At 68.8% G+C, this 24,662-nt stretch carries 22 protein-coding genes and 3 pseudogenes; 12 read left to right on the top strand and 13 right to left on the bottom strand.

What is annotated here, in order from left to right; translation table 11 throughout:
- The first annotated feature begins 45 nt into the window (after window positions 1-45).
- Window positions 46-1,026 (top strand): LysR substrate-binding domain-containing protein, encoded by a 981-nt coding sequence (locus EV384_RS23595; protein ID WP_130336596.1) that lies wholly within the window; start codon window positions 46-48, stop codon window positions 1,024-1,026.
- A 558-nt stretch (window positions 1,027-1,584) separates the two neighbouring features.
- Here the strand turns inward: EV384_RS23595 and EV384_RS23590 are convergent.
- From EV384_RS23590 to EV384_RS23580, 3 genes and pseudogenes are all read right to left on the bottom strand, one after another.
- On the bottom strand, window positions 1,585-1,968 hold the full coding sequence (locus EV384_RS23590) for a low temperature requirement protein A (RefSeq protein ID WP_242624239.1): 384 nt from the start codon (window positions 1,966-1,968) through the stop codon (window positions 1,585-1,587).
- Window positions 1,969-2,089: 121 nt separating this feature from the next.
- A pseudogene (locus EV384_RS37375) lies at window positions 2,090-2,266 on the bottom strand (hypothetical protein); the annotation flags it as partial.
- Between the two features lie 59 nt (window positions 2,267-2,325).
- Window positions 2,326-3,510: a low temperature requirement protein A gene (locus tag EV384_RS23580; protein ID WP_130336592.1), complete on the bottom strand. Its 1,185-nt coding sequence runs from the start codon at window positions 3,508-3,510 to the stop codon at window positions 2,326-2,328.
- A gap of 529 nt (window positions 3,511-4,039) precedes the next feature.
- On the opposite strand from EV384_RS23580, the gene EV384_RS23575 reads away from it, so the two are divergent.
- The gene (locus EV384_RS23575) at window positions 4,040-4,624 is read left to right on the top strand and encodes a Rieske (2Fe-2S) protein (protein WP_130336590.1); all 585 of its coding nucleotides are present in this window, start codon (window positions 4,040-4,042) and stop codon (window positions 4,622-4,624) included.
- On the opposite strand, the gene EV384_RS23570 is transcribed toward EV384_RS23575, so the two are convergent.
- The 5 genes from EV384_RS23570 to EV384_RS23550 form a co-directional block, all read right to left on the bottom strand.
- Window positions 4,590-4,781 carry a hypothetical protein gene (locus EV384_RS23570; RefSeq protein ID WP_130336588.1) on the bottom strand — a complete coding sequence of 64 codons (192 nt, stop codon included), beginning with the start codon at window positions 4,779-4,781 and terminating at the stop codon, window positions 4,590-4,592. The genes EV384_RS23575 and EV384_RS23570 overlap by 35 nt on opposite strands.
- Window positions 4,782-4,856: 75 nt before the next feature.
- Window positions 4,857-5,564 (bottom strand): SbtR family transcriptional regulator, encoded by a 708-nt coding sequence (locus tag EV384_RS23565; protein ID WP_278045689.1) that lies wholly within the window; start codon window positions 5,562-5,564, stop codon window positions 4,857-4,859.
- Between the two features lie 57 nt (window positions 5,565-5,621).
- Window positions 5,622-6,620 (bottom strand): LLM class flavin-dependent oxidoreductase, encoded by a 999-nt coding sequence (locus EV384_RS23560; protein WP_130336584.1) that lies wholly within the window; start codon window positions 6,618-6,620, stop codon window positions 5,622-5,624.
- Window positions 6,621-6,624: 4 nt separating this feature from the next.
- Window positions 6,625-6,894, bottom strand: a complete 270-nt coding sequence (locus EV384_RS23555; RefSeq protein ID WP_130336582.1) for an MFS transporter — start codon at window positions 6,892-6,894, stop codon at window positions 6,625-6,627.
- A gap of 89 nt (window positions 6,895-6,983) precedes the next feature.
- Window positions 6,984-7,601, bottom strand: a complete 618-nt coding sequence (locus tag EV384_RS23550; RefSeq protein ID WP_130336580.1) for an NADPH-dependent FMN reductase — start codon at window positions 7,599-7,601, stop codon at window positions 6,984-6,986.
- Window positions 7,602-7,723: 122 nt separating this feature from the next.
- Here EV384_RS23550 and EV384_RS23545 point away from each other — a divergent pair, with 122 nt between their 5' ends.
- From EV384_RS23545 to EV384_RS23530, 4 genes and pseudogenes are all read left to right on the top strand, one after another.
- Complete coding sequence (locus EV384_RS23545) at window positions 7,724-8,410, top strand: TetR/AcrR family transcriptional regulator (protein ID WP_130336578.1); 687 nt, start codon at window positions 7,724-7,726, stop codon at window positions 8,408-8,410.
- 478 nt (window positions 8,411-8,888) lie between these two features.
- Window positions 8,889-9,290, top strand: a pseudogene (locus EV384_RS37370) (eCIS core domain-containing protein); the annotation flags it as partial.
- A gap of 181 nt (window positions 9,291-9,471) precedes the next feature.
- The gene (locus EV384_RS36305; protein WP_242624235.1) at window positions 9,472-10,350 is read left to right on the top strand and encodes a TIGR02269 family lipoprotein; all 879 of its coding nucleotides are present in this window, start codon (window positions 9,472-9,474) and stop codon (window positions 10,348-10,350) included.
- 59 nt (window positions 10,351-10,409) lie between these two features.
- Window positions 10,410-11,174 (top strand): annotated as a pseudogene (locus tag EV384_RS23530) (transposase family protein); the annotation flags it as partial.
- 221 nt (window positions 11,175-11,395) lie between these two features.
- Here EV384_RS23530 and EV384_RS23525 read toward each other — a convergent pair.
- From EV384_RS23525 to EV384_RS23515, 3 genes are read right to left on the bottom strand one after another with little or no spacing between them, the layout of a single operon-like run.
- The gene (locus tag EV384_RS23525) at window positions 11,396-12,046 is read right to left on the bottom strand and encodes a response regulator transcription factor (RefSeq protein ID WP_130336574.1); all 651 of its coding nucleotides are present in this window, start codon (window positions 12,044-12,046) and stop codon (window positions 11,396-11,398) included.
- Window positions 12,046-13,524 carry a sensor histidine kinase gene (locus tag EV384_RS23520; RefSeq protein ID WP_130336572.1) on the bottom strand — a complete coding sequence of 493 codons (1,479 nt, stop codon included), beginning with the start codon at window positions 13,522-13,524 and terminating at the stop codon, window positions 12,046-12,048. Before EV384_RS23520 ends, EV384_RS23525 begins: the two co-directional genes overlap by 1 nt.
- 18 nt (window positions 13,525-13,542) lie before the next feature.
- The gene (locus EV384_RS23515) at window positions 13,543-14,958 is read right to left on the bottom strand and encodes a TRAP transporter substrate-binding protein (RefSeq protein WP_165440044.1); all 1,416 of its coding nucleotides are present in this window, start codon (window positions 14,956-14,958) and stop codon (window positions 13,543-13,545) included.
- Window positions 14,959-15,067: 109 nt separating this feature from the next.
- Between EV384_RS23515 and EV384_RS23510 the strand changes: the two genes are divergently transcribed.
- Together EV384_RS23510 and EV384_RS23505 are read left to right on the top strand one after the other, a co-directional pair.
- Window positions 15,068-16,744, top strand: coding sequence for a histidine kinase (locus EV384_RS23510; protein ID WP_130336568.1), 1,677 nt, complete (start codon window positions 15,068-15,070; stop codon window positions 16,742-16,744).
- Window positions 16,745-16,835: 91 nt separating this feature from the next.
- Window positions 16,836-17,789, top strand: coding sequence for a TolB family protein (locus tag EV384_RS23505; RefSeq protein WP_130336566.1), 954 nt, complete (start codon window positions 16,836-16,838; stop codon window positions 17,787-17,789).
- 19 nt (window positions 17,790-17,808) lie between these two features.
- On the opposite strand, the gene EV384_RS23500 is transcribed toward EV384_RS23505, so the two are convergent.
- Entirely contained in the window at window positions 17,809-19,095 is a 1,287-nt protein-coding gene (locus EV384_RS23500) for an IS256 family transposase (RefSeq protein WP_423202900.1), read from the bottom strand.
- Window positions 19,096-19,416: 321 nt separating this feature from the next.
- Between EV384_RS23500 and EV384_RS23495 the strand changes: the two genes are divergently transcribed.
- Complete coding sequence (locus tag EV384_RS23495; RefSeq protein WP_130336564.1) at window positions 19,417-19,779, top strand: hypothetical protein; 363 nt, start codon at window positions 19,417-19,419, stop codon at window positions 19,777-19,779.
- Window positions 19,780-19,805: 26 nt separating this feature from the next.
- On the opposite strand, the gene EV384_RS23490 is transcribed toward EV384_RS23495, so the two are convergent.
- Complete coding sequence (locus EV384_RS23490) at window positions 19,806-20,897, bottom strand: IS630 family transposase (protein ID WP_130328966.1); 1,092 nt, start codon at window positions 20,895-20,897, stop codon at window positions 19,806-19,808.
- Window positions 20,898-21,020: 123 nt separating this feature from the next.
- On the opposite strand from EV384_RS23490, the gene EV384_RS23485 reads away from it, so the two are divergent.
- From EV384_RS23485 to EV384_RS23475, 3 genes are all read left to right on the top strand, one after another.
- On the top strand, window positions 21,021-22,436 hold the full coding sequence (locus tag EV384_RS23485; RefSeq protein ID WP_165440043.1) for an RNA-guided endonuclease InsQ/TnpB family protein: 1,416 nt from the start codon (window positions 21,021-21,023) through the stop codon (window positions 22,434-22,436).
- 87 nt (window positions 22,437-22,523) lie between these two features.
- The gene (locus EV384_RS23480) at window positions 22,524-23,210 is read left to right on the top strand and encodes a TMEM175 family protein (protein ID WP_130336560.1); all 687 of its coding nucleotides are present in this window, start codon (window positions 22,524-22,526) and stop codon (window positions 23,208-23,210) included.
- A 523-nt stretch (window positions 23,211-23,733) separates the two neighbouring features.
- The gene (locus EV384_RS23475; protein ID WP_130336558.1) at window positions 23,734-24,630 is read left to right on the top strand and encodes an alpha/beta fold hydrolase; all 897 of its coding nucleotides are present in this window, start codon (window positions 23,734-23,736) and stop codon (window positions 24,628-24,630) included.
- Window positions 24,631-24,662 lie beyond the last annotated feature (32 nt).

The raw sequence follows: 24,662 nt of genomic DNA, 5'->3' as shown, positions 1-24,662 counted from the left end.
CATAAGATCAAAGACGAGTTCTGGATGACTTGATAACGTGCGCATATGAAGTTTGACCTACGGCACCTGGAGGCCTTCGTCGCCGTCGCCGAGGAGCTGCACTTCAGCCGCGCCGCGGCCCGGCTGCACGTGGCCCAGCCGGCCCTCTCCCAGCAGATCCTGCGCCTGGAGTCGGCGCTCGGGGTCGACCTGCTGGTGCGCGAGCGCCGCCGCACGGCGCTCAGCGACGTCGGCCGGCTCTTCCTGGTGGAGGCGCGGCGCACGCTGGAGCAGGCGAGAGCGGCGGAATCGGTGGCCGAACGCGCGCGGCGCGGGGAGCTGGGCCGGCTCCGCGTGGGCTACCACCCGACCGCCTCGTCGCAGCCGTTCCTCACCGCGCTGGCTGCCTTCGAGCGGGTCGTGCCCGAGGTGGAGCTGAGCCTGCGGGAGCTGCCCATGGGCGTCCTCGGTCAGCCGCTGCACGATGACGTGGTCGACGTCGCGTTCCTCAGTACCCTCGGCGATGTCGAATGCGGGCAGCTGCAGCTGCGGATGCGGACCCTGTCGACCGAGCGGTTCCTCGTCGCCGCGCCGGCGGGGCACGCGTTGGCCGCACGTGCCGAGGTCGGGCTACGCGACCTCGACGGGGAGACACTCGTCATGCTGGGCCGCGACGTCTGCGCCGTCTGGCACGACGATCTCGTCTCGATGTGCGGGCGAGGCGGCTACAGCCCCCGGTCGATCCGGTACGTCGGGGAGCTTGGCACGCAGCTCACGCTGGTCGCGGCCGGGCTCGGGGTGGCCCTGGTGCAAGAGTCGACCAGGCTCCTGCGTACCGAGGGGCTCCGCTACGTCCCTGTCCGCGACGCCGATCGGCTGGTGATCTCGGCTGCGATGTGGCGGACGGCGGACACCTCCCCCGTGCTCACCCGGTTCCTGAACCTGTTACCCACAGCACCCACCTCGACCGGCCAGGCGGAGCAGCTACCGGAGCCGTTGTCGGAGCCGGTCGCGATCGGCACCAGACTGCCGGATCAGGTGCATTGATGTGTCGCTGCCCGCGCTACAGGATTAGCGGTTGCGCCGTCTGGTCATGATGGCGTCCCACACAGCCCCTTAACTGCACTGTGACACCGCCAACCGCCATGGCATCGACTCTCCCCGCCTGCCGGGCGAGGTGTCCGCCCGACTGGTGACGGCGACGATGACTACGCCGGCGATGACACTCACAGCCGCTCACGAGCGCTCACAACGACTAGCGTCCGGCCGCGGCGAAACGGTCGTAGACCGCAATGTCACACCGGACGCCGTCGATGTCATCGCGGCGTCGACCGCTGAGACGACGGTGCAGTCATCGGGGCGTGACAGCCCGATGTCATCGGAGCCGGTGTCATGACACGGCCGGCGACGATGACCGCACCTCTCACCGCATTTTCCGCATGCGCGGCGGCCCAACGGGACCCGGGAACAGGTTGGGAATTGGACAGGATCGGGCCGGCGGTGCGCCTCTCGTCAGATGGACGTGGCCGCCAAAGGCCTGGTTTGGCCTCCCGCGGCATCGCATTGTGGCCCGTGAATGGCCCGTCGGCCTCGCTCTCTGCCGGCCTACTTCAGGGAGCGGACCCCGCTGGGGTGCTGGTCTGACGGCGTCGCTCGACGGTGCGCGCGTGCTATCCGGATGGCCCAGGGGGCGATGAGGGTGCCGAGGATGCCGAGGTCTGCGGCGACACCGATCATGAAGGCTGGTAGTCCACGCATCGCGGGAATGCTGACGGCGAGCACGGCCGCGCCGATCAGGCGCGACCAGTACACGTGGCCGAAAACCGGTTTTTCGAACAGCGCCCGCCCGGCGAGGAACAGGGCGGGCCCGCCGAGGATGGTGAGGGTCCACGACAGCGGGGCGTGGTCGACGGGGTTGGCGATGACGAGTTCGGCGCCGACGCTGGTCACGATGACGCCGGCAACCATGAGGAAGTGGGTGTAGGTCACCGCGGCTGCGATCCGGCCAGGGTTCTTGGCGGAGGCGACAGCCTCGCCGAGTGAGTGGCCAGCCCTGGAAGTAGGCCCGCCACAGAAGGACGGTGGCGGCGAACGCGACAACAAATCCAATGGTGTGGGTCTGGCCGAAGCCGACGCGGGTGAGCGTCTGACCGCTGACGAGGACTATTTCGCCCGCAGAGCAGATGAGGATCTGCCGGTAACGCTCGGCGAGGTTGTCGGCGCTGATGCTCCAGTCAGCTGAGATGGAGCGGCCCAGGCCTGGGGTGGGGTAGTTGAGCCTGGCCACGCCGTAGTCCAGCGCGACTGCGAGGGCCCAGCGGCCTCGACCCGCTGCAAGCAACGTACTCAATTCGGGCCAGGTGGTGAGGGCGGCTCGGGTGGGCGTCCTCGGGCACGGGCTGCGTCGGATATGGCGATTCCGGCCAGGACGAGGGCAGGTGCCATGGCGACCAGCAGCGGCGGCAGGAAGTACGCCGCCGGCGATATGGCGGCGAGTACGAGGACCCCGATCGGTCGGGAGCGGGAGACCCGGCCGAACACCGTGTACTCGAACATGCCCCGTCCGGCGAGGAACAGCGCGGATCCGCCGAGGATGACGGTGATCCAGGCCGGTGGTGTGTGTCCGAGCGGGTGCTCGATGACAAGTTCGTCGCCGACGGCGATGGCGACGATGCCGGCGACCATGAGCAGGTGGGCGTAATTCGCCGGGATGACCGCGCGGAATGGGTCGGGGGCGGCTGCGATGGCCTCTGCCAGCAGCCGCCCGGCGCGGTGGATGTAGATCCGCCACAGCAGCGCCGTGGTGGTGAACGCGACCACGACCGCGGCTATCCGGTCGGGCTCGAACCTGCCGCGGCTGAAGGTGAAACCGGTGACCAGGATGAGCTCGCCGAGCGCGATGATGAAGAGCTGCCGGTAGCGCTCGGCCAGATGTGGGGCGGAGATTGCGAACTCGGCTGCACGCGTCGCGCGACCCAGCCGTGGTGTGGGAAAGCCGAATGCGATTCCCCCGTACTCCACGGCCACCGCCAGCGCCCACAGCACCCCACGCGCCGTGTCGTGCGCGACAGCACCCGCGATCCACGGCACTGCGGACACGCAGGACCAGAAGAGTGGCCGCGCGAAGGCGCCCCGCGCCTCGTGGCCCCGCAGCAAAAGCACCACGGCGGCGCTGCGACCGATCTGGGTGGCGACGTACAAGCCTGCGAAGACCAGACCATGCTCGCCGAACGCCTCCGGCGCTGCGGCGGCCATCAGCAGGGTGCCGAACATGGTCGCGATCACCAGCAGCTGTATCAGCGGCTGCTGCGGGTCCAACCTGTCCGTGAGCCCCGCCGTCTGGGCCCAAACCGTCCACAGGGCGAGCAGCAACACGAGCGTCTGGAAGGCGTCGCTCCAGCTCAGATGATCCAGCAGCCCCTGCGAGAGCCGCGCGAGCGCGAAGACGAACACCAGGTCGAAGAACAGTTCCAGGTACGTCGCTCGTGGTTCCTCGGGTCGTCGCAGCAGCGCCGCTGCCCCACTCGCCATCTGCTCGCCCGTTTCTGCCGGTTCTGTCTATCTTTTCGCTCGTTCGTACCACACGGCAGTGCCGTCAGATGCGGATGTGCTGCGGTGGCCCGGGTTCGAGCGGCTCCGTTTACCCGCCGGGCGGAGACAGAGGTCGGTGAGTTCCTTCCATCCGTCGCCGCCCGCGCGGATCAGGTCGTCGACCTTGGCCCAGGCCTCCGGCCGGTGCTACAGGCGGCGAGTGTCACCCAGGTCCTGATACCGCCCTGTCATGCAGGTCCTGAAACACGACAAGCGGAGCTCCTGGTTTCGGGGTGTCTTGGAGTGACAACGTCTCTACCGGAGCTCCGCTGCTCGCTTCAGCATCGACACACCTTGACAGCCAGCCGATCGGCCTAACTGAACGGCGTTGGGGCTAGTCCTGGGCTAGCCGGCCCACCGGGCCGGCCAGAATCCCCGCAAACCGGGTGAACCGCCTGACAGAGTGGTCTCTGTGCGCAGGAACGTGACCGCGAATCATGACGGGCACGGCGGCAGAGAGGGGCGAGGTATGAGCGACGTTCAGGTGCTCACCGGGCCGGGCACGCAGAGCCGTCGGGCCCTGCTCACAGGTGCGGGCGCGGTCGGTGCGGCGGCGGTTCTGGCCGCCTGCGGCGGCGACGACTCCGGCGACGGGGCCGGCGCCCCCACCACCGCCGTTAGCCCTACCGCCACCGGCGGCGGCGGTCCGGCGGCCGGCCAGCCTTTGAAGACCACCGACATCCCGGTCGGTGGCGGCAAGATCTTCGCCAAGGAAGGCGTCGTGGTCACGCAGCCGAATCCGAGCGAATTCAAGGGCTTCAGTTCGATCTGCACCCACCAGAACTGCACGGTTTCGCGCGTCGAGGGCGGCACGATCAACTGCCTCTGCCACGGCAGCAAGTTCTCCACCTTTACGGCCCCGTTTCCGGATTTCCTCCGCCCTACCATCCGCCGCGTCGAACAGGGCCTGGACCTCGTCGTAGGTCAGCGGCCGGCGACCCGGCCGTCCCTCGAAGTCGCTGACGTGGGCGACGGTGTTCCACTCGTGCAGGATCTTCGCCGGGGCCTGGCCGATCCGCTCAGGCAGCCGCCCAGCCGTAGCCGGGGTCGCTGACGAAGTCGCAGAACAGCCGCAACGTCAACTGATAGCCGCGGCCGGTGGACTCCGCCAGCGGGCGCTGCCCGGAAGTGAGATGAGCGAAGAACGCGTCGACCTCGGCCGGCTGCCACTGCCACGGGTACTGGTTGGTGAACCTCGCGAACCGCCGCACCAGGCTGAGTCGCGGCGTGATCGTGACCGGCGTCCATCTTCGAATGGTTGCTGCTGGTCGACCGCTGGCGAAGCGTCAGCGCGGCGCGGGTGGGGGGCGTAGGCCGTCGAGGGCGACGCCGAGCACCCGCTCGCGCTGGTCCGGCTCGGGGAATCGGGCCATTGTGAGGCCGCTGACCAGCCGGACCACGTCGTCAAAGCTGATGTCGTCGCGGACCACCCCGGCCGCCTGGGCGCGGCGCATCATCGGCTCGCTCGCGGTGTAGATCTCCGTCCGACACGTACGGAACACCTCGGAGTCGTGCAGCAGCTCTTCAGCCAGCGCCCGCTTCGTAGCGGCATATCCGACGAAACGGTGCAACCAGGCGACGAGGGCATCCCACGGGGGCAGGTCGGCGAGGTCGGCGGCGGATCGGGTGAGCGCTCGGACCTCCTCGACGTAGACGGCTTCGAACAGGTCCCGTCGATTTGGGAAGTTCCGGTAGAGGGTGCCGATGCCTACGCCGGCGCGCCGGGCCACCTCCTCCAGCGAGGCCGACGCTCCGTTCTCCGCGAACGCCTCGCGGGCCGCCGCGATCAGCGACTCGTAGTTGCGCCGGGCGTCGGCCCGTTTGGGCCGCCGTGCGAAGACCTCGGGCAGGTGCCCTCCGCCGGTCATGACGTGCGTCGCCGGCGCGAACTGGCGGCACGGCCCGCACCACGCGGCCCAAAAGTCCACCAGCACGATGCCGTCGCCCTGCACCGTCTCGGTGAAGTCCTGCTTGGTGTCACGGTGCTCATCTATGGTTGCCCCTTCAATCAGATTGTGGCCCCCCGGCCTCGCCCGCGGCCGGCCGTTGGGTCAGGCGGTGGCCGCCTGCTTGGCGATCAGCTCGAACGAGCGGATCCGGTCCTCGATGTCGTAGACCTGGGTGGTCAGCATCAGCTCGTCCGCACCCGTGCGCTCGCGCAGCTCGGCGAGCTGGCGGGCCACGGTCTCCGGGGAGCCGAGCGCCTGCCCCTCGAACCGCGACCGCGCCAGCTCCAGCTCCTGCGGCGTGTACGGGTACCGGGCCGCTTCCGCAGGGCTGGCCAGCAGCTGCGCTCGGCCGGTATGCATGCGCAGGAAGGACAGCATGGCCGGGCCGGCCAGGTACTCCGCGCGCTCGTCGGTATCCGCGCAGATCGCGTTGACCGAGACCATCGCATACGGCTTGTCGAGGTACTCCGACGGGCGGAAGTGCTGCCGGTACAGGGCCAGTGCCGGCAGCGTGTTGGCGGAGCTGAAGTGGTGCGCGAAGCTGAACGGCAGGCCCAGCGTGCCGGCCAGCTGCGCGCTGAACCCGCCCGATCCGAGCAGCCAGATCTTCGGCATGTTGCCCAGCGCAGGGATCGCGGTGATCCCCATCCGGGGCTCGCGCCTGGTGAAGTACCCGATGAGATCGTCAAACTCCTGCGGGAACGACTCGGCGGACAGGCCCTTCGTCGTCCGGCGCAGGGCCAGCGCGGTGACCTGGTCGGTGCCGGACGTCCGGCCGATGCCCAGGTCGACCCGGCCCGGGTGCAGCGCCTCCAGGGTGCCGAACTGCTCGGCCACCACCAGCGGGGCATGGTTGGGCAGCTGCACGCCGCCCGAGCCGACCCGGATCGTCGAGGTCGACGCCGCCAAATGCGCGATCAGCACAGCCGGGGACGAACTGGCGACCCACGGCGTGTTGTGGTGCTCGGCCACCCAGAACCGCCGGTAACCCAGCTCCTCGGCGCGGACCGCGAGCGCCGTGGTGTGCCGGAGGGCCTCGGCGGAGGATCCGGTGGCGTCGACCGGAGCGACATCGAGGACAGAGAGAGGTACGTCAATCACAAGATCATTCCTTTGGTGGTGGGTTTGTCGTGTGGCGGGATGGTCTAAACCGGAGGTGGCTAGCGGCGGAGCCGCCGGTGAACAGGGCCAACGCGGTGAGGTAGGCGCGCTTGGCGCCGAAGCGGCTCATGGCCCAGGCAGCCAGCGGGATCACGGCGCAAAGAGCGAGCGTGTAGCCGGTGGCGATCCACTGCACGGTGGCGAGTGGCGCGTCGAACACCGTCGCCAGCGGATGGAGATCGACGTTGACGATGGTCACGTCGAGCACGGCCATGATCGATGACGACGACCACGAGGGTACGGGCGAGAGTGGCGGCGGATCCGGCGGTTCGTGCCGGTCCGGTGGCGGTGCTCATCCCCCCGTCACATACCGTACGGGTGCTCGGCGCGAGCGGTGCGCAGCGCGCGGCCCCACCACAACAGCTGGTCGACCATGTTCTTGGCGGCGCTCTCGAGGACCACCGGGTCGAGCGGTCTGCCGTCCTCGCCCAGCCCGGACCAGGGCCCGTGCAGGCTGACGGAGTCGCGCACAGTCATGGCGTGCAGCTCGGCGAAGACCTGACGAAGCTGCTCGACGGCGCGAAGCCCGCCGCTCAACCCGCCGTAGGAGACGAAGCCGATCGGCTTGGCCTGCCACTGGGTGTAGTGCCAGTCGATGAGGTTCTTCAACGAGGCCGGAAAGCTGTGGTTGTACTCGGGCGTGACGACGACGAACGCCTCGGCGGCGGCCAGCCGTGGGCTGACGTCGGCGAGAACGGCCTGAGTCCCCGGCGCGGGGGCGGGAAGGCCGTCCCGCCCGGGCATGGACACGGGAAGATCCAGGCCGGCGACATCGACAACGTCCAGATCGATGTCGGGGCGGTGGCCCACATGGCCGGTGAACCACTCGGCGACCGACAGGCCGGAGCCGCCGCCACGAGCACTTCCGATGATGACGGCGACCCGGAGCGCGGGGTCGTTCGAAGGTGCGAAGTCAGACATCGCGGTCTCCCCTCTCGTTTCATTGCCACGATTCGCTGCACGTCAGGTAGCATACAACGAGTATTGCAAAAGATAAAACGGTCGTTGTAATCGGCCTTGATCGACATGTGGGAGATGAAGCGATGACCGGCGCGGGATCAGAGGACAAGACAAGGACGGCCCAGCCGCGGCGGGGCCGGGTGGACAAGGCGACAGCGATCGTGCAGGCCGCGTGCGAGGTCTTCGGACGGGACGGCTACTCCCGGGCCAGCATCGACACGATCGCCGCCGAGGCCAGCGCCTCGACTCGCACCATCTACAACCACTTCCCGGGTGGGAAGGAGGAGTTGTTCCGCTCCATCATGCGGTTGAGCGCAGAGCGGGTCAGGGACGAGCAGCTCGCGCAGCTGCGGAGGTACCTGGATCCGGAGCGTCCGCCGCATCCTGACGACCTTGAACGTGACCTGCTCGCTCTGGCCCGCGCCTGGGTCGGCCTGATAACGGACTCCCGCGACCACTTCTCGCTGGTGCGGCACATCTACGCGGAGGCCGCGCACATCCCGGCCGAGGTCTTGGACGCCTGGCAGGAGGCCGGACCGCGCGTGGTGGGCCGCGAGGTGGCGTCTGCCATGGCCGCGTTGGGCGATCGTGGCCTGATCGACGTCCACGGCAGCCCGGCCCAGGCCGCCGCCCATTTCATGGCGTTGATCTCAACCGAGATCACGCAACGGTCCTACTGGGGGGTCAGCCCGCTCCCGCCGGAGGAGGCCGACCGGCTGACCTCCGCCGGAGTACGCGCGTTCCTGCGGGCGTACGGCTCCGCAGGCTGAGTTAGTGGAACGCCGATCTCACGTGCAAGTCGCTGAGTAGGGCTTTTTGGCTGGTGACCTCTTCGGGAAGACTCAAGTGGTCAACCTGCCGGCCTATGAAGCCACGGCTTCTCACCGGCTCCGTCGGCGGTTCCATCTGCCGTGAGGCGTCCGCTCGTGCTACCACCGGTCGTTGGCGTAGCCCCACCCACACTCAGGCGACGATCACCAGGACGATGGGCACGCCCACGGATGTCCAGCCGAGGCCCACCAGAAGGTCAACGGCCGTGCCCCGAGAGTCGGGGTTGATCAGGCACATGACGAAGCTGAGAACGAGTCGGACCACGAGCCCGCGGAGCGGCCGGTTCTGATCCTGCGGCGCACCCTGGCCGGCAGGCGGCTTACTTGCCGCGGTATCGCCTCGTGAATGAGTCGTATTCGAGTGGGGCAGCGCTGAGTGATCGTAGGATGAGCGTACGGTGAGGCGCGAGAGGATGCCATGGGGCAGGAGCGGGTCGCTACCAACGCCGAGCGGGCTCGAGACGACGCGGACCTCCCGCCGCAGTCCCGGCGATCGCCCGGCGGAGTGTCGCACGCCGTGTTGAGCTTGCAGCGTCAGGCCGGCAACGCCGCCGTCACGGGTCTCCTCGCCGACGCCCGACCGATGCCCGGCGGCGGGCCGCACCATCCGGCGGAGCAGTTGCTGCTGCCCCGTTCCGGCGGGGTGGCGTTGCCCGGCGCGCTGCGACGGCGCGCCGAGAGGGCCTTCGGCCGCGACTTCAGCCTGGTCCGGGTGCACGACGACACAACTTCCCGGAGTGCCGTCGCCGCCATCGGCGCGGTCGCGGCCACCCACGGCCCGGACATCCACCTCGGCCCGACTGCCCCGGAACTCGCCTCCCCGGCCGGTGAGCGGCTGCTGTGGCACGAGATTACGCATGTGGTGCAGCAAGGCGGCCACGGCGGATGCAAGACGTTGCTGTCCGCCCCGGGCGACCCGCACGAGCGGCAGGCCGAGGGGGTGGCGTCCGGGCTCGTGGCGCCTGCTTCGGTCACCGGTGGCCCGGCGCCGTCAGGGCCCCGTGAAGATCGGCCAACAACTGGTGGGCGAGGGGATCTTCGCCGAGGCGGAGGCCGAGATGCAGCTCGCCGCGGAGGTCGCGGAGGCGGCGGCCGGCGAGGGCGCGATCGAGGTCGGCGGGACAGCGCTCCCGGGCCTGGGAGTGAGGCTCCATCAGGCCGGCTCGATCCTGCTCCGCTCGGCCGTCAGGGCCAGTCCCTGGGCGGTGCTTGGCGCAGTGGTCGTCGCCGGTGTGATCTATGTCGTCATCGAAGCGCAGTCGCACCCGGAGGCGCGGACCAAACCCGGGGAGGAGTACCGCGGTACAGCCCTGCCCGGCGGCGCGCCGCCACCGCTGGTTCAGGCACCGGGCGCCGACAGGGGAACCAGCATCGAGGCACCCGGTGCCGCCCGGGAGGGTTCCATTGAGGCGCCCGGGGCCGCCGGGCCCGAGGCGGTCGAGGCTCCGAGCGGGCCGACAACCGGTCCGGTACGGGCGCCGGGCGTGGTGGACAACCCGGATGAGTGTCTACGCCTCATCAAGGCAGGCACCATGCACGACCACCACATCTTCCCGCGCCAGTTCCAGCACGACTTCGCGAAGCTTGGCATCCGGATCGACGACTTCACGGTCACCCTGCCATGGGACAAGCACATCGGCCGGGGCGGCCTGCACATCACTTTCGACTGGAACGGGGAGTGGAGCGAGTTCTTTGCACGGGTCCCGGACGTGCTCACCAACGCCCAGGCAACGGCCTGGTTCAACCGGGCGCTGGATCTCGCCATCGACATGATGGGGAGGACTGGTCTGATGAACCGACGGCTGCACCTCTACCGGTCCAGGCGGCGCAGTCCGGTCGTCCCGCGCCGCGATGCGCCGCCGGTCCGCCGCCGCCGCTGAACGACGGGACCCGTTACGCGGTACGCCAGGATGCGGTGCACGACATCGAGGATGCCTGGGTGCAGGTGATCTCCGCAGCGCGCGCCGAGTGGATCTTCCCGTTCACTGGGTTGCAACCCGCCCAGTTCCGCAAGCTGGTCCGCCTGGTCGTCGAGCGAGGCGGGGACACGATCGCTGACGGTCGGCCGGGCCGGCAGTGGGCGCTCGACCTGGCGGACCGCGTGCTGTTGGTGGCCGCGTACTGGCGCACCAACCTGACCATGCGGCAGATCGGCCCGCTGTTCGGGGTGTCGCACTCCGCCGCGCACCGGGTCATCGACTCCCTCGGCCCGCTGCTGGCTCTCGCCCCCGTGCGTCGGCGTCCGGTCGACCAGATCGCCATCGTCGATGGCAGCCTGATCCCCACGCGGGACCACAGCCTCGCCGCGCGGAGCAAGAACTACCGCTACTCGACCAACCTGCAGGTCGCCATCGACGCCAGCACACGTCTCGTCATCGCCGTCGGCGACCCGCAGCCGGGAAACCGCAACGACACCATCGTCTACCGCACCTCAGGCATCGACCAGAAGCTCGCGGGTCGGCCTGTGATGGCCGACGGCGCATACCGCGGCAACCCGGAGGTGATCATCCCGTACCGCAAGCCCTCCGACGGCAGCGAACTGCCGGCCTGGAAGGAAGAGCTCAACACCCAGCACCGCAGCGTCCGCGCCGGGGTCGAACACGCCCTGGCCAGGATGAAGTGCTGGAAAGTCCTGCGGGACTACCGCCGCGCTGCCCACACATTGATCGATACCGCTTCCGGCATCGCCCATCTCCACAACATCGTCCCAGGTGAGCGCCAACCCGGTCACAGGCAACGCCTCCGCCGAGTTACGAGACGTCCCTTAGCCAGCCATCGACCCGCCACGCTGTCGAGGTCACTCGACAGATGGCCGAACTCATGGCCCTGGGGCGATTACCATTCTCTGGTCCTATCGAGTCTCGCTCAGGCCTCTGTCGCTCAGGCCTCGGAGTTCCGAATCCATCCTTGTGAAGTCCAGGAATGTCAATTGGTCGATCGCAGGTAGGTGAGCACGGCCAGCACGCGGCGGTGGTCCTCGCTGGACTCGGGAAGGCCAAGCTTGTTGAAGATCTGTCGCACGTGCGTCTCCATCGTGCGCATGCTCATGCTCAGACGATCCGCGATGGCCCGGTTGGACCTGCCTTCGGCGAGGAGGACAAGTACCTGGCGCTCTCGCGGGCTGATGAAGTCCAACGGGCTCGGGGGACGTCGCTTGGACATAAGGCCCGACACGATGGCGGGGTCGATGACGCACTCGCCGAGGCTCAGCCTGTTGAGGGCATCGCGGAGCGTGTCGATGTCGCTGACCCGGTCTTTGAGCAAGTAGCCGACCCGACCTGGCCCCTCGGCGACCAGCCGGCGGGCGTAGTCCGACTCCAGGTGCTGGGAGAGCACCAGGACGCTCACCTTGGGGTGCTCGGACCGGATGCGCTGGGCCGCGCGCAGCCCTTCGTCGGTGTGGGTGGGGGGCATCTTGATGTCGACTACTGCGGCGTCGGGGGCGGTAAGAGCGACCTCCCGGAGCAGCCCTGCGGCGTCCTCGGCCGTCCCCGCGACCTCGACGCCGGCCTCGGCGAGCAGGCGCGCGAGGCCCTCCCGGATGAGCATGGAGTCATCGGCGATGACGACCCGCATCATTCCTCCTTCCCGGCCAGCGGGAGGCTCACGACAAGCTGCGTGCCGCCGCCTGGCGGGGAGACCACCGTCAGGATGCCGTCGAGCGCCTCAACCCGGTCTGCGAGGCCGCGCAGCCCGGCGCTGCGGCGGTCCGCCCCGCCGCCCCCATCGTCACCGATGTGGGCGACCACCTTGCGCCCGTCGGCGGTGATCTCGATTGACGCGGCCGTCGCCCCGGCGTGCTTGGCGATATTGGCGAGCCCCTCGGAGCAACAGAAGTAGACCGCGGCCTCGACCGCCGGCGGCAGCCGCCGGACGTCGGCGGTGACGGTTACGGGAACGGCCGACCGCTGGGCAAGTTCTCGCAGCGCGGCGGACAGGCCGCCGGCAGCCAAGGAGGGCGGCCGGACCCCTCGTGCGAAGGCGTCCATTTCGGCGCGGGCAGCATGCAGCTCGATCAAGAGCCGATCGCGCTCGCCGTTGAGCGGGCCACACTCGCGAAGGATTCCGGCGGCGAGGTCGAGCTGCTCGTACGGCCCTGCCACCAGGACCGCCTCCAGGCGCCGGCACTGGGCGTCCCCGATCTCCACCAGGCGGCGACGGGACGCGCGCAGCTCGGTCACGGCTGCATCGATCTCCGCGTTCAGGCGGTTGTTGGAGACGGCGAGCCGAACGACGGACGCGACCCCGGCGATCAGCTCGGGGTCGCCCAGAAGCACGGGGTCGTGCGCGACGACGGCCAGCGGCTCGTCCCCCTCGTCGACGCGGGTGGCCGCCCGGTTGTCGCCGGTGAGGTCGAGCACGGTCCCATCCTCGGCGACGTAGCTGCCTCGGTCGGCGCGCCAGAGGCCGATCTCGACGGCCGGGTCTCCCATGGCGCGGCGCAGCTGGGCACGCAGTCCGGTCGGCAGGCCTCGTCCGACGTTGGTGACCAACTCGGCGAGCGCAGCGTCGGTCCACCCGCCTCGGAGCAGGTCCACGAGCAACACCACGACCACGAGGGCGACTACCGTGTCGTAGGCCAGCAGGACAGGCAGGTCGAGCCGCCAGGCGAACAACTGGTTGACGCCGCCCAGCAGGAGCACGAGAGCGAACGCGCATGCCGCCAGGAGCGCAGGGCGAGCTGCCACGCGGGCGGGCCCGCTGGTCCGTCCGAAGACCTGGAACGCGGTGACCACCACCAGGGCGGCCAGGATCACCTGCAGCCACGGCGAGCGGGCGAACGCCTCGGTGATCGCGGCGAGGTACGCCGCGGCGACCGCGACCCACGACAATGGACCCCGCAGGCGGCCGGTCGGGTAGGCCAGGTGCAGGTGGGTTAGCGGCCCACGATGGAGGAACACGAGGCTTGGTGTCAGGTAGCCGGCGAACCACGCCAGCCCTGCGAGCACCATGAGCAGACCCACGCGGCTCCCGGGACGCGTCCGCCAGGCGACCGCACCGGAGCCCAGGACCACCGCTCCGACGAGCAGATCCAACGCGGACACGACGGACACGGGTCGCTCACCCCGCCCTCACTGCCTGATCCATGGGTCGGATCCTCCGTAGGCAGACTCGTCCGGCTGGCAGTTAGTGCAGTCGGGCCAGATGAAGTCGGTGAACGTCAGCTTGTCGCCGTCTAGGTGATAGGAGGCGATGAAGTCCACGGGGCCGTTGTTCTCGGCGTGGATACGGCCCTGGAACAACGTATACGTGTGACTCTGACTCGCCCCCTCCGGGTCGATCTTGGTCATCACGCCACGCCTGAAGGTCAGGGTCGACGTGCCGGGCGGATACCACGAGAGGTAGTAGGGCGCTCGCTCGAGGTCTTCCTTGGTCCGGGTGCGGACGTAGGTCCCGTCCGGGATGCCTAAATCGGTGGAGGCGGGGGTTGGCGTATCGGGGCACGTCGCCACGTCCGGTGCAGCGGCGGTTTTGATCTTGAGGGCGGTGATCTGGCCGAGCCACTCCGCGCTTTGGGGATCCTGCCTGAGCTGGTCGTACACGGGCGTAACGGCCTTCCGGAGATCTTGTAGATCCTCAGCGCTGGCGAAACTGACCTCGACCGATGAGTTGCACAGGACCGACATCCCGACCCGGTCGTCCTCCTGGCTCGCCCTGATCGCCGCAGCGCGCACGTCACTGGCGGCCTCGCGCAGGATCTTGCGTTGCTCCTCGTCGAGCGAGCCCTCGGTTACTTTGCCCATGAGGATCAGGCTGGGTTGGATGCCTAGGCTGAGGTTGCCGGCGAGGTGGCGCAGGAAGCTCTGGTAGCTGTTCCCGGCGACGGCTCCGGGAGGTGCCGTGTAGCCGTCGTACGCCCGGATGTCGGAGCTGCTCGCCATGAAATGCGGAGTTGCTCCGAGGCTCTTCATCGTGGCCTCGTTCATTGCGGAGTCCTGCGTGGCGAGGATCTGGCCGCGGAAGTCGTCCGGACCGGCGAAGGCGTGCTCCTTGCCGGTCACCCGGTAGAGCGATGATGGCAGGACGGCGATGCCGACCACGTCGATTGCGGTGACGCCGGCCAGCATGTCGTCCACGATTCCGCTGTCGAACACCGCGGACTCCAGCGCGTAGCTGTCGACCAGGAACGGCGCTACCAATGCCTGGAAGCCGAGGTAGCCCTCCCGGTCCAGGGCCCGCGCCCGCACGCCGCCCAGGGCGACCTTTCCTTCGCGGAGGTCGGCGAGGACTCCCTGCTCCTGCTGGGGTTCCCCTCGCCGCCAGGCGCTCTTGAACTCGATCTGGAGCGCGCCGTCCGAGAGTCGCTTCACGTCGTCGGCCCACTCGGTCTCCGCCGCGCTGGGCCCTCCGATGTTCACCACGGCGTAGGTCAGCACCCGCACCTGCTCCTCAGCGTCACCTCCGGCGCGATCCGGCGCGGCACTGCAGCCGGAAGCCAGCAAGGCGGACGAGAGCGCCGTGGCGATGGCGGCGTACGAGTGTTTCATGGCGTCTCCTTTCGACTCCCTGGACGCTACGAAGGGTCGGCGAATCCGCCATCGGTGCAGGCACTGAGTCAAGGGTGACACGTGACGGCTCGGCTGGAATGATCCGACCATGCCGTTCCGGCTGACGGTTGGCGGAGCCGGGCTCCTGCTCGGCGGTCTCTCTCTGTGGCTGGCGGCGAACAGCGAGGGCTACTCGTTCGCCGCGGACGCACCGTGGGCGTTGATCCTGTACCTGACCGCCGGTTGGCTGACGATCGCGGCAGGTGTCCTGCGCTGGGGTCGACGGCCGGCTCTGCTCCTGGTCCTGGTCGCGATCGCCTGGTTCGTGGCCGAGTGGGACTCGCCGCTGGCCGGATCCGCGCTCACGTTCACCACGGCGCTCTGCCTCGGCTACGCCGGCCCCGCTGTAGTCGGGCACCTGACCCTGGTCGACATGGGTCGATCGCGGTGGAACGTGCCGCTCGCCGCCGTCGGGTACGTCGCGACGATCGCGCTCCTCGGTGTGCTGCCCACGGTGTACTTCGACCCGGCCAGCCAGGGGTGTCCGACGTGCCCCGACAACCTTGTCGTGCTGGCGGACGACGCCGGGGCGCTTCAGCGGACGGCGCAGTGGGGGATGCGGATCGGCCTGGCGTGGGCGGTCGTCGTCATGGTGGTGGTCACCGCACGCCTCGTGCGCGCGACACCGGTCCGGCGACGGCGGGCGGCACCCGTCGTTGCCGGAGGGGGTGCCTACCTGGTGGCCTCCGCGTGGACCTTCCTGATCAACTTCGATCGCGGCCACCTCGGGCACACCGCACTCGAAAGCCGGCTCTGGGCCGCCCAGGGGATCGCCCTGATCGTGCTGGCGGCCACCTTCGTGGCCGAGCTCGTACGCGCCCGGCGCACCCACGCCTACCTCGCCCGGCTCGTCGTCGACGTTGCCGCGGGCTCCCAGCCCGGTCGGCTTCGCGACGCCGTCGCCGAACGCGTCGGCGATCCCGGCCTGGAGGTCGCCTACCCCCTGGACGTCGGCGGGTACGTCGATGCGGCCGGGCATCCGCTGCTCGTTCCCGCCGACGGCCGCCGGACCACCCGACTCGCCATCGGCGACCACGAATTTGCCGTCCTGGTGCACAGGCCCGGTCTTCTAGACGACCCGGTCCTCGTCGCCGAGCTGATCGGCGCCGGGCACCTCGGCTTGGAGAGCGCGGGCCTGCGCGCCCGGACCCTGGCGGTCCTGGAGGACGTGCGTGCCTCCCGGTTGCGCCTCATCGAGGCCGGCGACACGCAGCGTGTGCGTCTGGAGCGGGACCTGCACGACGGTGCCCAACAGCGACTGGTCGCGCTGTCGTTCGCGTTGAGCGTCCTGCGCAGCCGGGCTGGGGAGGACGGCGAACGGCTGTATGCGGCGGTGCCGGCAGTGCAGGCGGCCCTGGACCAGCTCCGTGCCCTCGCCCGTGGAATATCGCCCGTCGTCCTCCGCGAGGAGGGGCTCGCTGCGGCATTGACCTCGCTCGCTGAGACCGCACCGCTGCGCCTGCTCGACCTGCCCGAGGGCCGGTTCCCGGACTTGGTCGAGACGACGGCGTACCTCCTCGTCGCCCGGGCCGCCGCTGCGGGTCCCACCGACGCGGCCGTGACCATGTACGACGACGACCTGGTCCTCGACCTGGTCTCGCCCTGCGCGACGGAGGCGCTTGACGACGTGCCCGACCGGATCAGCTCACTCGGCGGTCGGCTGACCGTGGAGCCGGGGGCCGACGGGACCAACCGGCTTGCCGCCCGAATCCCCGTCACTCAGTGACTGCACGGATGTCGGCATCCGCCCCCCGTCCGAGCCTTTGACGCAGGTGGTGGACCGGCCGCCGGACGGACCAGGCAACGGAGAGACAACCATGGGACGACAGACGATGCGGAGCCTCGCGGCGGCGGCGACCCTGCTCGCTGGGCTGCTACTCGGCGGCACCACGCCAGCCTTTGCGAGCGCACCCGTCAACGGGCAACTCGCGTTCGACCGGGGCGAGAACGCCGTCTTCATCAGCAACCCGGATGGCACGGCCGAGCGCAGGCTGAGCCCGGACTCGGCGGAGGGATGCTGCGCCACCTGGTCTCCGGACGGCACGATGCTGGCGCAGCTCGCCCTCACCGAGGACGGCCAGTGCTGCACCGGCCTCTACAACGCCGACGGCACCGGCTTCCACGTGCTGGCCCGGCCCAGCCCGGGGTTTCTCGCCGGCTGCACCACCTGGTCACCCGACCAGACGCACCTGGCCTGCGAGGCGTGGGACGAGACAGATCCAGACTTCGCCTCTGGCGTGTTCACGATCCGACTGGACGGCAGCTACCTGACCAGGCTCACCACCAACCCCTACCCGGGCGGCACTGACCTCAAGTGCGACTACTCCCCCGACGGGTCACAGATCGCCTTCTACCGCGACGACCCGACCCGCAAGAACGGCAACTCGGCCCTGTTCGTAATGGACAGCGACGGGACCAACGTTAAGCGCATCACCCCGTGGGGCAAGCTACGCAACTGCGCGAGCTGGTCACCCGACGGCAAATGGCTGCTGTTCAACAACTTCCACGGCCAGATCTGGAGGGTGCATCCCGACGGCTCCGACCTACAGCAGATCAAGCTACACACGGGCGAGAGCTGGTACTTCGCCTTCGAGCCCGACTGGTCCCCCGACGGCAACCGATTTGCCTTCAGCATGTGGAACCCCGCCCTCGGCCAGGACGACATCTATACAGCAGCAGCGGACGGCACCGACATCGTCCAAGTCACCAACACGCCAGAGCACGAAGGCAACGTGAGCTGGGGCTCGAACCCCGTGGGACTATCTCGCTAACGGTGTTTCCGGCGATCTTCTAGTAGGTCTCAGCGGCCGGGAAGCGGTCGCTGAAGGTGATGGCGAAGGCGTTCAACGCGGGTTTCCAGCGCATCGTCCATCGGGTCCTGCCGGTTCCGGTCGGGTCCAGGGACCGGGTCACGAGATACAGGCACTTTAGCGCCGCCTGCTCGTTCGGGAAGTGGCCGCGGGCCTTGACCGCCCGGCGGTAGCGGGCGTTCAACGACTCGATCGCGTTGGTCGAGCAGATCACCCGCCGGATCTCCACGTCGTAGTCCAGGAACGGGATGAACTCGGCCCAGGCGTTGTCCCACAACCGGATCACCGCCGGATACCGTCCACCCCACTTGTCCGCGAGGTCGTCGAACGCTGCCCGGGCCGCGGTGGCGTTGACCGCGGTGTAGATCGGCTTGATGTCGCGTTTCAGCTCGTCCCAGTACTTGCGGGAGGTCAGCCGGAACGTGTTGCGGATCAGATGGATCACGCAGGTTTGCACGACGGTCTGGGGCCACACGTTGGTGACCACCTCCGGCAGCCCTTTGAGGCCGTCGCAGACCAGGAAGAACACGTCCTTGACGCCTCGGTTGCGCAGGTCGGTCAGCACGCCCATCCAGAACTTGGCGCCCTCACCACCGGCGCCGGCCCACAGCCCGAGGATGTCCTTGTCCCCGTCGAGGGTGACCCCGATCGCGGCGTAGAACGGCCGGTTGGCGACCTGCCCGTCGCGGACCTTGACCACGATGGCGTCGATGAACACCGCGGCGTAGATCTCGTCCAAGGGCCGGTGCGACCAGTCGGTCATCTCCTCGATGACCTTGTCGGTGATCCGGGAGATCGTCTCCTTCGACACCGACGCCCCGTAGATCTCGGCGAAGTGCGCCGAGATCTCCCCGGTCGTCAGCCCCTTGGCATACAGCGACAACACGACCTCGTCGACCCCGGACAACCGGCGCTGCCGCTTGCGGACGATCTGCGGTTCGAACGTGCCGGCCCGATCACGTGGCACGTCGATCTCGACATGACCAGTCGCCTCGGTCAGCACCGTCTTGGACCGGGTGCCGTTGCGGATGTTGCCCGACCCGGCGCCGGCCGGATCGTACTTCTCATAGCCCAGGTGCTCGGTCATCTCCTCGTTCAGCGCAGTCTCGAGCACCGTCTTGGTCAACTGCTTGAGCAGCCCGTCCGGGCCGGTCAGCGACAAGCCCTGTTCCTTGGCCAGCCGGACCAGCTCGGCAGCGGCCTGCTCCTCCGCCGACGGCTCAGGCTTCCTCTTCCGTGGGGTCACATCGTTCAGTGTCGCGGTCATCACGGCACCTTCCTCGCCAGGCACCACGCCCGGCGGGTCAGGCCGGAAACACCGTTAAATCCACAGTCCCAACCCCGTCCAGCAGCCGTAACGAGGGCAGCGGGGGCATTGTTGCCGTGTATGGGACCAGGGGAGGTACCAGCTTTGCCGGGTCGCCGGGCGGCGGCAGGCAAGCCGCTGGTTCGGTCGCCACGCCATTGGCCGTGGGTGGTTCTCTCGCTCGTGGCCGTGCTGTGTACCGGGATCGTGGCAGTGCCGGTGTCGTGGGCTGCTCTGCGATAGGCCGAGGCAGATCGAGGTGAGGCGACGCCGGACGCGGCGGTGAGCGTGTACGTGCTCCAGATGAGCAGCGGAGAGGAGATCGGCCTATCCCGGGTGCTGGTCGACGAGCGGCATGAGGAACTGCTGCGGCAGTGGGCGTCAGTACCACGGCGAGATGGACGCGGCAACGTGCCGTCGAAGCTGGAGACGGTCGGACCGATCGACGTCGAGGACCAGGACGACGACCGCGCGACGGTAGCCGCCCAGGTCCGCCCGAACTGGTGGAACGAACAGGCCAACCCCAGCGGCGCAGCCCACCCGTGGCGGTTCGAGACGCGGCGAGACGCGGGCGGCTGGCGGGTGTGGGCAGCCGACCTGCCGCCGTGGTGCGGTGTGCATGTCCGGGCCGACACCTGCCATTGAGGGCTACTCGCCGGCGACCAGCCCGGCTAGTGTGCTGCGCTAGAAATCCGCCTACAAAATCGTGCGAGTGATTCGAGAATCTCCTCGGCGGTCTTGGTCCAGGTGAAGGGCCTGGGGTTGGTGTTCCAGTCTGCGATCCAGGTGCGGATGTCGGCTTCCAGGCTGTGAACGCTCTTGTGGGCGCCGCGGCGGATCTTCTGCTCTGTGAGGTAGCCGAACCAGCGTTCGACCTGGTTGATCCAGGAGGAACCGGTCGGTGTGAAGTGCATGTGGAAGCGGGGATGGCGGGCCAGCCACGCCCGCACGGCGGGGGTCTTGTGGGTGCCGTAGTTGTCGCAGACCAGGTGCACGTCCAGATCGGCTGGCACGGCTTTGTCGATCGTGGCCAGGAACTTCTTGAACTCGGTCGCGCGGTGCTGGCGGTGCAGTTCGCCGATGACGGTGCCGTCGGCGATGTTGAACGCGGCGAACAGGCTGGTGATGCCGTTGCGGGCGTAGTCGTGGGTGCGGCGTTCGGGCATGCCGGGCATCATCGGCAGCACCGGCTGGGACCGGTCCAGGGCCTGGATCTGCGACTTCTCATCCACGCAGAGCACCACGGCCCGTTCGGGCGGGTTGTGGTAGAGCCCGACCACGTCGACGACCTTCTCGATGAACTGCGGATCCGTGGAGAGCTTGAACGTGTCGGCCAGATGCGGCTTGAGGCCGAAGTCCCGCCAGATCCGTCCGACGGTGGACTTCGACAGTCCGGACTTCTCCGCCATGGAGGTACGCGACCAGTGGGTGGCGTTACGTGGCGTCTGCTCCAAGGTGGCGACGACGACCTCTTCGACCCGGTCCAAACCGATGGACGGAGGACGACCCGGCCGCGGCTCGTCGATCAGTCCGTCCAGCCGCAGCTTCAAAAATCGGCGACGCCATTTCCCCACCGTGGACAGATGAACACCCAGTGCCGTTGCCACATCAGTGTTCGAGCCGCCATCGGCGCAGGCCAGAATGATCCGGGAGCGCATCGCGAGGACCTGCGCCGTCTTCGCCCGCCGCGACCATCGGGTCAATGTCGCACGTTCTTCATCGGTCAACGTCAGCGGCGGGGTGGGACGCCCAGTCCTCGGCATCCCACCACCATACCCACTTATCAGGCGAATTTCTGGCGCACCGCACTAGTGCTCTGACCACAAACGTTGGCCGGGTTGGTCGGGGTTGGGAAAATGTCGTACCGGTGGTGTTGTCTTCGGTTCGTGCCTCGTCGTCGGGATCCCGCCGCCCCGCGGGTCGTGCACCGCACCGCGCGCGTCGCGTTGCGGGTGACCGCCGGGCAGCGGCGGCGGTGTTTCGGGCTGTTGCGCTCGGCTGGTGATGTGTGGGCGTGCGTGTTGGAGGTCAACGCGTGGCGGCGCCGCCGCCGGGACGTACCCCTGTCCGGTTATCAGGAGTTGTGCCGGGAGTTGGCGACGTCCGGGCCGGGCACGTTCGGCGAACTGGATTCCGTCGGGGCCCGGTCGGTGTTGCGCCGGTTCTCGGACGCGTGGTTCGCAGCGGCGAAACGCCGCAGCGCCGGTGACGTGTCGGCGCGGTTCCCGCGTCGCCGGCGGGGGCTGGTGCCGGTGCGCTGGTACCACGGCACGTTCACCCTCGACGGACTTCGGGTCCGGATCCCCACCGCCAAAGGCAGTGCCCCGCTGTGGGTGCGCTTGGCGCGGGAGGTGCCGTATCCGGTCGAGCAGGTCCGCTCGGTCACCCTGCTGTGTGTGGGCGGCCGACTGTTTCTCGATGTCACCGCCGAGGTACCGGTGGCGGTCTACCCGCCCGGTGAACAACCGGACCCGGCCTGCGTGGCCGGGGTGGACCTGGGGATCATCCACCCGTACGCGGTGGCCGGCCCCGACGGGGAGGCACTGCTGGTGTCCGGCCGGGCGATCCGCGCCGAACACCGCATGCACCTGGCCGACACCAAGGCCCGCCGCCGCGGCGTGGCACGGCGGGCGCCGAAGCCGGGTGAGAAGGGGTCGCGGCGGTGGCGGCAGTACCGGCGTCGGGCACGACTGGTGGAGGGCCGGCACCGCCGGCGGGTGTGTCAGGCCCAGCATGAGGCCGCCCGCACGGTTGTTTCCTGGGCGGTGCGGCAGCGGGTGGGTGTGTTGCACGTCGGTGATCCCCGCGGGGTGTTGGACCTTTCTGCGGGGCGGCGGCACAACCTGCGGTTGCGGCAGTGGCAGATCGGCCGCTTGATCCAGATTCTCGTCGACAAGGCCACCCTGGCCGGTATCAGTGTTCGGCTGGTCGACGAACGCGGCACGTCGTCCACCTGCCCCGCCTGCCGAAGGCGGGTGCCGAAGCCTCGTGGACGCACCTTGTCGTGCCCGCACTGCGCATTCTCCGGCCACCGTGACCTGGTCGCGGCTGCCAGCATCGCCACCCGTGTTCCGGGCGGCGGATCCACCACCCTGGCAGCTGTTGTGTTGCCGGAGGTGGTCACGCACCGTCGAGCCGGCCGGCACCTGCCCGGTGCCGGGCGGTCCCGACGTGACCCCCGCCGCCCACCCCGGGCGGCGCGAGGATCAGTTGGCCCGCGGAGGCCCGCCCCACCCGGTGGGGAGTCGCTCGCCCCCAAGGCGAGGATCCACAACGCCCACCGCAAACCCGGTGAACGTTAGTGGACACCGCACTAGATGGAGCCGTAGGACGGGGACGTTTCCGGTGATCGTTCCCGCCCACGGTCCCCTCACTGTTAGCGTACGGCAGTGTCCGCAGGTCCCGAGGAGGTTCAGCCGAGAGGCCCTGCTCGCCTGGCCGACATCGGTCGGCTGGCGGCGTTTAGCGACGGTGTCTTCGCCATCGTCATCACCCTGCTGGTGTTGGACTTGCGGGTGCCTGAATACCACCAGGGTGAGCTACTCACGTCGCTCGTCAGGGAGGGCCCGTCCTACCTGGCTTTCGTGGTTTCGTTCGTCTACATCGGCGTCCTCTGGCTCAACCACCACGCACTGCTACGGCTGGTCCGCGGCACGACCCTCACGCTCAGTTGGATCAATATCAGCATCCTCTTCGGCGTGGTGATCATCCCGTTTCCGACTGCGGTTCTATCGTCGGCGCTCGTCGATGGTGACACCGACGACCTGCGGGTGGCTGTCGTCATGTACGCGCTCGCGGCGGCGCTGATGTCGGCGCCCTGGTTGGTGTTCTTCGCCTACCTGCGCCGCCATCCGACGCTGCGCGCGGGCCACATCGACCAAGACCACGTTCACGCGCAGGAGGCTCGCCCAATCACTGGCCTCGTTCTCTACGGATTGGCCGGGCTGCTCGGCTGGATCGTAAACCCGCTACTGGGACTACTCGGCATCATTGTGATGATCATCTTTCACGGTCTCACCAGCGAAGGTCTCCGCACTGGACCGCTCCAGTGGGTTCGGACCGGCCGCCGAGGCTGATGGGTCGCCGGCCATCCATGGCACGACTCGCTCGTCTGCAGCGCTGGGGCTCGATGTCGACGTGCGACGTCGCCGCTCGGCAAGCCATGTCATTGCGGATGCTCGCGGCAGGACGGGGCCTAGTGAGTCTGCCGGCGGTTGGACTCCTGCCGGATCGCCTCGGTGAGATCCCGCCAAGTGCCGGCCGAGGTCTTCATCATCCGGTCGACCATCGACCGGGCGGAGGCTTCGTTGCACGGACGCGGCCGGACGAGGCGCGCAGTTCTTACAAGAGCGAGGGGTCGCAGGTTTGAAACCTGCCGCGCCCACCATCAACTACCAGGCGAAACCCGCCCGGCCTCTGCGCCGTCGGCGCGCGGCCCTCGTCGCCACGCGGATGGTGGTACGTCGAGGTCATACCCGCCCCGAGCGGCCCCCGACGGGGCAGTATGAGGAAAGTACGGCATATGAGCTGTCCGACCGCGCAGCCGGCTGGTCCGGCCCATGAGCATGTCGGGTCGGCGGGGCAACCGGAGGGGGATCCATGGTTGGCGGCACACACCACCGGACCGCGACTGTCGACGGCCTTGACGTCTTCTACCGTGAGGCCGGCCTGCCGGATGCGCCGCCGCTCGTCCTGCTGCACGGCTTCCCGACCAGCTCGCACATGTTCCGGGAGCTGATCCCGGCGCTGGCCGACCAGTACCACGTGGTGGCTCCCGACCACATCGGGTTCGGCTACTCTTCGGCGCCGTCGCTGGCCGACTTCCCGTACACCTTCGACGCGCTCACCGACGTCACCGCCAGCCTGCTGGACCAGCTCGACATCCGCCGGTACGCCGTCTACATGCAGGACTACGGGGCACCGATCGCGCTGCGGCTGCTGCTGCGCCGCCCCGAGAGCATCTCCGCGATCATCACCCAGAGCGGGAACGCGTACCAGGAAGGTTTCGTGGAGGCGTTCTGGAAGCCGCTGTTCACATATGCCAACGAGCCCGGGCCGAAGACGGAGGCTGCCGCGCGGCAGGCGTTCACCGAGAAGATGGTCCGCTGGCAGTACGAGACCGGTGTACCTGACGTCAGCCTGGTCAGCCCGGACGCCTGGCGGCACGCTATGGAGGTACTCGCCCGGCCGGGCAACGACGAGAACCAGCTTCAGCTCTTCCGGGACTACAAGACGAATCTCGACATCTATCCGCAGGCGCAGGAGTGCTTCCGGCAGACCCAGTTGCCGCTGCTCGCGGTGTGGGGAGCCAACGACGAAATCTTCGGCCCCGACGGTGCCCGCGCCTTCGCGCGCGACCTGCCCGACGCCGAGATCCACCTGCTCGACACCGGGCATTTCGCGCTGGAGACCCACGTCGACGAGATCGCCGGGCACATCCGGGAGTTCCTCGGCCGGCTGCAGCTCCAACCGATGATGGCAGTTTCCAAGCGGTGACCCCTGTTCATGAGTTGTGCGCGGCGCGCGAC

This window comes from Micromonospora kangleipakensis, from assembly GCF_004217615.1.
In the GTDB taxonomy this organism is placed as follows: Bacteria; Actinomycetota; Actinomycetes; order Mycobacteriales; family Micromonosporaceae; genus Micromonospora; species Micromonospora kangleipakensis.
Note: the sequence above shows the minus strand (reverse complement) of the source record. Positions and strands in the feature narration are given on the sequence as shown.

Excerpts from the sequence above, each read along its gene's own strand:
- EV384_RS23595 (WP_130336596.1), top strand. The coding sequence starts at position 46 with ATGAAGTTTGACCTACGGCACCTGGAGGCCTTCGTCGCCGTCGCCGAG.
- EV384_RS23580 (WP_130336592.1), bottom strand. The coding sequence starts at position 3,510 with ATGGCGAGTGGGGCAGCGGCGCTGCTGCGACGACCCGAGGAACCACGA.
- EV384_RS23575 (WP_130336590.1), top strand. The coding sequence starts at position 4,040 with ATGAGCGACGTTCAGGTGCTCACCGGGCCGGGCACGCAGAGCCGTCGG.
- EV384_RS23555 (WP_130336582.1), bottom strand. The coding sequence starts at position 6,894 with ATGGCCGTGCTCGACGTGACCATCGTCAACGTCGATCTCCATCCGCTG.
- EV384_RS23550 (WP_130336580.1), bottom strand. The coding sequence starts at position 7,601 with ATGTCTGACTTCGCACCTTCGAACGACCCCGCGCTCCGGGTCGCCGTC.
- EV384_RS23545 (WP_130336578.1), top strand. The coding sequence starts at position 7,724 with ATGACCGGCGCGGGATCAGAGGACAAGACAAGGACGGCCCAGCCGCGG.
- EV384_RS23525 (WP_130336574.1), bottom strand. The coding sequence starts at position 12,046 with ATGCGGGTCGTCATCGCCGATGACTCCATGCTCATCCGGGAGGGCCTC.
- EV384_RS23515 (WP_165440044.1), bottom strand. The coding sequence starts at position 14,958 with ATGAAACACTCGTACGCCGCCATCGCCACGGCGCTCTCGTCCGCCTTG.
- EV384_RS23510 (WP_130336568.1), top strand. The coding sequence starts at position 15,068 with ATGCCGTTCCGGCTGACGGTTGGCGGAGCCGGGCTCCTGCTCGGCGGT.
- EV384_RS23505 (WP_130336566.1), top strand. The coding sequence starts at position 16,836 with ATGGGACGACAGACGATGCGGAGCCTCGCGGCGGCGGCGACCCTGCTC.
- EV384_RS23500 (WP_423202900.1), bottom strand. The coding sequence starts at position 19,095 with ATGACCGCGACACTGAACGATGTGACCCCACGGAAGAGGAAGCCTGAG.
- EV384_RS23490 (WP_130328966.1), bottom strand. The coding sequence starts at position 20,897 with ATGCCGAGGACTGGGCGTCCCACCCCGCCGCTGACGTTGACCGATGAA.
- EV384_RS23475 (WP_130336558.1), top strand. The coding sequence starts at position 23,734 with ATGGTTGGCGGCACACACCACCGGACCGCGACTGTCGACGGCCTTGAC.